This window comes from Dickeya sp. ws52 (assembly GCF_007210685.1).
Taxonomy (GTDB): Bacteria; Pseudomonadota; Gammaproteobacteria; order Enterobacterales; family Enterobacteriaceae; genus Dickeya; species Dickeya chrysanthemi.
The window spans coordinates 1-4495 of sequence record NZ_SZVX01000041.1; the positions used below are offsets into that span (position 1 = coordinate 1).

Consider the following 4495-nt stretch of genomic DNA (forward strand, 5'->3'; position numbering starts at 1 on the left):
TTGCGGTGGCACGGTGGGTGACGGTACTCTGCGGCCCTGCGTGTGGATATCGTTACGGCGGCGGGCGCGGCCCATGCTCTCTCCTGCCGGGCGGTATGCTGCGACAATCGTTTTTTTGCGGATAAAACACCCCTCAACAATTGCTCAGGATCAGTTAGACTATGCCTAACTGTTTACTGGGTATTGACCACCATGACGAGCTCTGTCACATCTCTAAAAGCGTTTAATTCTTTCTCCTTATCGGTTTCCGCGACAGACATTGTAACTATCGCAAATACGACCGAGTTGCTGACTGCGTGGCAGCGTGCTTATCAGAGCGGATTACCGGTTCTGATACTCGGTGAAGGGAGCAATGTACTCTTTCTTGACGATTTTCACGGCATAATACTCATTAACCGGCTCAAGGGGATTGAGGTCAAGGAGACCGAATCTGAGTGGATGCTCCACGTGGGTGCTGGTGAGAATTGGCATAATTTAGTTGAGTATACGCTGGGGCATCGTATTTCCGGTCTGGAGAATCTGGCCTTAATTCCAGGATGTGTCGGGTCCGCACCTATTCAGAATATTGGCGCTTATGGTCTGGATTTAAAAAGAGTCTGTGCTTATGTTGATCTGTTAAATTTGGAAACCGGTGAGGTAATACGGCTGAGTGCTAAAGAGTGCCGGTTTGATTACCGGGATAGTATTTTCAAGCATGAATATCAGTGTGGGTTTGCCATTATTGCTGTAGGACTGAGTTTATCAAAAGATTGGAAGCCAATTTTGGAATATGGTGAGCTTACCCGTCTTGATCCCGCAACAGCTACGGCAAAACAAGTATTTGAGGCTGTCTGCCAGATGAGGCGCAGTAAATTGCCCGATCCTACCGTAATGGGTAATGCTGGAAGTTTTTTCAAGAATCCGGTTATTCCAGCAACTATTGCTGAACACATTTTGGCTCACTATCCGAATGCACCCCATTACCCTCAGTTAAATGGTGATATAAAACTAGCTGCTGGCTGGCTGATTGAACAATGTGGCTTAAAAGGACATCAGATTGGTCAGGCTGCAGTGCATGATAAACAGGCTCTTGTTCTGGTAAATAAAGGTGATGCGACTAGTCATGATTTGATTGAGCTGGCCCGCTATGTCAGAAATCAAGTTGCAATGAAATTCGATGTTTGGCTTGAACCGGAAGTACGCTTTATTTCTGCCCAGGGAGAGGTTAATGCGGTGGAGGTTCTGTCATGAAAGATTATACCGTCCCGCTGAAACTAATCTCTATTCTCTCGAGTGGTGAATTCTATTCGGGCGAGTATCTTGGCGAACTGATGGGGATGAGCCGTGCTGCCATCAATAAACATGTTCAGACCATTAAAGAGTGGGGATTGGATGTATATACGGTAACAGGGAAAGGCTATGCGCTTTCTTCGCCTATTCAATTGCTCGATGCAGATAAAATCCGCTCGGAAATACCAGATGGCAATATAGCTGTTTTGCCTGTTATTGATTCTACTAATCAATATCTGTTGGACCGTCTCGACTCGATATCGTCAGGTGATGCCTGTATCGCCGAATATCAGCAGGCAGGTCGAGGCCGTCGTGGGCGACAATGGTTTTCTCCCTTTGGTAGTAATCTGTATTTATCGCTATACTGGCGTCTGGAGCAAGGCCCTGCCGCAGCGGTTGGTGTTAGCTTGGTGATTGGCATCATCATGGCTGAGGTTTTACACCAACTGGGGGCTGAAGGCGTTCGTGTTAAATGGCCGAATGACCTGTATCTGAATGATAAAAAACTGGCAGGTATTCTTGTTGAGCTAAATGGTCGTACGGGAGATGCTGCACATCTGGTTATTGGTGCGGGCATTAACTTACGTATGAACTCTTCAGGCTCAAATGTGATCAATCAAGAGTGGATCAATTTACAAGATGCAGGGATAGATATTGATCGCAATATGCTGGCTGTGAAACTCATTACCGAGTTACGCACAGCATTAACTGTTTATGAGCAGCAAGGTTTAACACCGTTCATTTCTCGCTGGAGCACGTTGGATAATTTTTATAATCGGGAAGTAAAATTAATTGTTGGTAATAGAGAAATTATCGGCGTTGATAAAGGGATTGACCGTCAGGGTGCATTGTTGCTGGAAAAGGATGGTGAAGCTCAACCTTATATCGGTGGCGAAATTTCCTTGCGTGGATGGTAAATAATAGAGGGGTGTTATCCCCCCCCCCTCTATTTTATTTCCTTAAACGAACACATTCGACGGCGTGATTTGCACTTTTTGTCATAATAAGACTGGCTCGTTCACGAGTTGGTAATATATTCTGTTTTAGGTTCAGTCCATTAATCTCTGACCATAACTGTGAGGCGATATTAACAGCTTCAGTTTCTGCCAGCTTAGCGTAATTGTGGAAATATGAATCTGGATTAGTAAATGCACCTTCTCTGAATTTCAGAAACCGATTGATATACCAGCTTTTTAGCAGGTTTTCGGGTGCATCGACGTAAATAGAGAAATCCACAAAATCCGATACGAAAACGCGATGAGGGTCATGAGGATAATCCATACCACTCTGCAGAACATTCAATCCTTCCAGGATCAGAATGTCTGGTTGCTCTATGACTTTGTTGCAGTCAGGCACAATGTCATAGGTTAAGTGCGAATAAGTGGGCGCGATAACACTGGGAACGCCGGATTTTATTTCCGAAACGAATTTCACCAGACTATGCATATCGTAAGACTGTGGAAATCCTTTTTTCTTCATCAGATTTCTCTGTTGCAATATCTTATTGGGATGAAGAAAACCATCTGTGGTAATGAGTTCAACTTTTCGATGCTCCGGCCAGCGGCTAAGTAATGCTTGTAGTACACGGGCCGTAGTACTTTTGCCGACGGCAACACTGCCGGCAATACCGATGATATAAGGGATTCTTTGACCGTCGGTCCCCAGAAACTGCTCCAGTACGGCCTGACGTCGTAAGTTGGAACTGATATAGAAATTCAGCAACCGGGATAATGGCAGATAAATCTCTGCAACTTCATCCAAAGATAAATCTTCGTTAATGCCTTTGAGTTTGATGATTTCATCTTCAGTCAGGGTCAATGGTACCGAGTCACGCAGGTTGGCCCATTGCTGGCGATTGAAATGAAGATAAGGCGTTGCAAAAGATTGCGCTTTATTAGTCATATAATGTGTTTCTGCTTGACGCTACCAGTAAGGAAGGGAGACAGCCAGGTTTCAGTACATGAACCCAAAACGCCGGGAGGCTGGACAGGTAACAGCCACAGCATCCTTTCCTGATAATAATTTATCGTCCAGTGGGCAGGTTACCACCATGAGGGCCAGAAAAAGAAGCAAAAATCTGTATCAGCTCTGATAGCTGTGATGTAGGCGTCAGGATAAATATTTGTTACGGGCAGGCATGTTATTCGTTTCATAGTACTGGTTATGTATAGATAAGTTATTGTTGCATCGTTATGAACGGTATCTATCAGCCTGGATATGCTAATAACCAGAGCTCTTGGCGGTGTCGACATGTGAACTCTTTCATCCAGTCGAAGCCAATCGTTACTGAGGGCGCAAATGTTTCTATGCGCAGGGACGTTGCAAGGGTGCGGTATCACTTTAGCAGCCATCAGCGTTGCTGATGGTACGTGGCAGGTCGCTACTAAATGCAGTGAGAATCATATCCTCAGAGGGCTTTTAACCCGTTTTCTGGCGTTTATTTGCACGAATGATTGACGGTAATGTGAAATAGTATCTCTTTTTGTGCAAAATCTAAGCGATAGCGCATTTTTGGCAATTTTTTTGTTGCATAGATAAGCCCCTCTGCCTAGAATGCGCAGCACTTGATGCCGGCTTAGCTCAGTAGGTAGAGCAACTGACTTGTAATCAGTAGGTCGCCAGTTCGATTCCGGCAGCCGGCACCATCAAGTACATACAATCAGGTGGGGTTCCCGAGCGGCCAAAGGGAGCAGACTGTAAATCTGCCGTCACAGACTTCGAAGGTTCGAATCCTTCCCCCACCACCAAATTCAGTCCTGGCGACAGGATGCAATCGATACGGCGTGAAATACTAAAATCGTATCGAGAAAAGCAAGGTAACAATATAAATTGTACCTTGCTTTAATGTTCTGCAGAGAAATCAGGTAGCCGAGTTCCAGGATGCGGGCATCGTATAATGGCTATTACCTCAGCCTTCCAAGCTGATGATGTGGGTTCGATTCCCACTGCCCGCTCCAATTAGATGTGCTGATATAGCTCAGTTGGTAGAGCGCACCCTTGGTAAGGGTGAGGTCGGCAGTTCGAATCTGCCTATCAGCACCACTTCTTTATTTTCCTCCTGATTTTCTTTCTGTTAAAAGCTCAGCAAGTAATTGCTTGGTTGATGTGGTGATACCACCGATTTATCCGTGTCTTAGAGGGACAATCGATGTCTAAAGAAAAATTTGAACGTACAAAACCGCACGTTAACGTCGGTACTATCGGCCACGTTGACCATGGTAAAACA

4 protein-coding genes and 4 tRNA genes are annotated in these 4495 nt (G+C 45.3%); 7 read left to right on the forward strand and 1 reads right to left on the reverse strand.

The window, feature by feature from the left end; all coding sequences use genetic code 11:
• The first annotated feature begins 192 nt into the window (after positions 1-192).
• Both murB and birA read left to right on the forward strand, forming a co-directional pair.
• A complete protein-coding gene (gene murB / locus FDP13_RS21330; protein WP_143840366.1) occupies positions 193-1230 on the forward strand; it encodes a UDP-N-acetylmuramate dehydrogenase in 1038 nt (345 codons plus the stop codon).
• Entirely contained in the window at positions 1227-2186 is a 960-nt protein-coding gene (birA, locus tag FDP13_RS21335; protein ID WP_033577888.1) for a bifunctional biotin--[acetyl-CoA-carboxylase] ligase/biotin operon repressor BirA, read from the forward strand. The genes murB and birA overlap by 4 nt, the downstream gene beginning before the upstream one ends.
• Positions 2187-2220: 34 nt before the next feature.
• Here the strand turns inward: birA and coaA are convergent, their stop codons facing one another.
• Positions 2221-3171, reverse strand: coding sequence for a type I pantothenate kinase (coaA, locus tag FDP13_RS21340; RefSeq protein ID WP_015848192.1), 951 nt, complete (start codon positions 3169-3171; stop codon positions 2221-2223).
• A gap of 667 nt (positions 3172-3838) precedes the next feature.
• On the opposite strand from coaA, the gene FDP13_RS21345 reads away from it, so the two are divergent.
• From FDP13_RS21345 to FDP13_RS21900, 5 genes are all read left to right on the forward strand, one after another.
• Positions 3839-3914 (forward strand) — tRNA-Thr (locus FDP13_RS21345).
• A 17-nt stretch (positions 3915-3931) separates the two neighbouring features.
• Positions 3932-4016 (forward strand) — tRNA-Tyr (locus FDP13_RS21350).
• A gap of 135 nt (positions 4017-4151) precedes the next feature.
• Positions 4152-4226: transfer RNA gene (locus tag FDP13_RS21355), tRNA-Gly, on the forward strand.
• Between the two features lie 9 nt (positions 4227-4235).
• Positions 4236-4311, forward strand: a tRNA-Thr gene (locus tag FDP13_RS21360).
• Between the two features lie 106 nt (positions 4312-4417).
• The coding region (locus FDP13_RS21900; protein WP_001738555.1) for an elongation factor Tu at positions 4418-4495 on the forward strand (78 nt) is incomplete at its 3' end.